The sequence below is a fragment of the Aliiglaciecola aliphaticivorans genome (assembly GCF_054782055.1).
The window spans coordinates 1-697 of the sequence record NZ_BAAGTF010000048.1 but is presented as its reverse complement, the minus strand read 5'-3'; the positions used below and the strand labels follow the sequence as shown (position 1 = coordinate 697).

General features: G+C 36.4%; 2 protein-coding genes and 1 pseudogene. 2 read left to right on the top strand and 1 reads right to left on the bottom strand.

Annotated features, from left to right (window positions below; translation table 11 throughout):
- Positions 1-88, top strand: a pseudogene (locus tag ACYVIL_RS18735) (IS5/IS1182 family transposase); the annotation flags it as partial.
- Between the two features lie 7 nt (positions 89-95).
- On the top strand, positions 96-272 hold the full coding sequence (locus ACYVIL_RS18730) for a hypothetical protein (RefSeq protein ID WP_460314122.1): 177 nt from the start codon (positions 96-98) through the stop codon (positions 270-272).
- A 329-nt stretch (positions 273-601) separates the two neighbouring features.
- Here ACYVIL_RS18730 and ACYVIL_RS18725 read toward each other — a convergent pair.
- On the bottom strand, positions 602-697 hold a 96-nt coding region (locus ACYVIL_RS18725), incomplete at its 5' end, for an IS3 family transposase (RefSeq protein ID WP_256770813.1).

Here is a 697-nt window from a genome sequence, read left to right as displayed (position 1 = left end):
ATCAACGAGGTATGAAAAGTTAGCAAGGAATTATGCCAGTATGGTTTCACTGGCATTTTCGATGATGTGGTTGCCGATGTATTGCTGAGTGAAATATGTACAGCAAAGATCAACAGGCCTTAGGAATGGCGGACATTCCCAACTCTTATGTAATGTTGATTTTGACTATATCTGTGGGTGTGACCACTAATTTATTGTGTGCTGGGAAAGATAAGTACTTCAACTCGGTGGAATATAACGCTCAAGTTGTTGCAAATAGTAAAACAAATTGAAAAAGGAAGTAACATGTTCTGGAATATTTTTTTACAAGTATTTATCATCATAGTAACAATTATGTTGATAGGTTATGCCTTTTACCGAATTTTTTATGCTGGAAAATGGGAATAACCTTTTATAAATAGAAGAGGGTAATATCATGCAAGAGTTCGAAATCACTCATTTTTGGATGTTAGGCGTAATGTGTATCATGTTTATATTTTTAGGCGCAGCGCTTATCGGGCATTACCATAATCAACAACGATAAAACGTATTTCCTTTGAAACTCGACCATAAAAAAGGGTCAGTGTGCATTTGAAGTGACCCCTTAAAGTTGGACTCATTTCTAAGCGGCAACCAAGGCCTGATTTCGATATTGTATCGGACTCAGGCCTTTCAGTTTCAGCTTAATGCGTTCATTGTTGTAATAATCGATGTATTC

What these genes read in the sequence shown, in the direction of transcription:
- ACYVIL_RS18730 (WP_460314122.1), top strand. Translation starts at nt 96, where the DNA reads ATGTACAGCAAAGATCAACAGGCCTTAGGAATGGCGGACATTCCCAAC.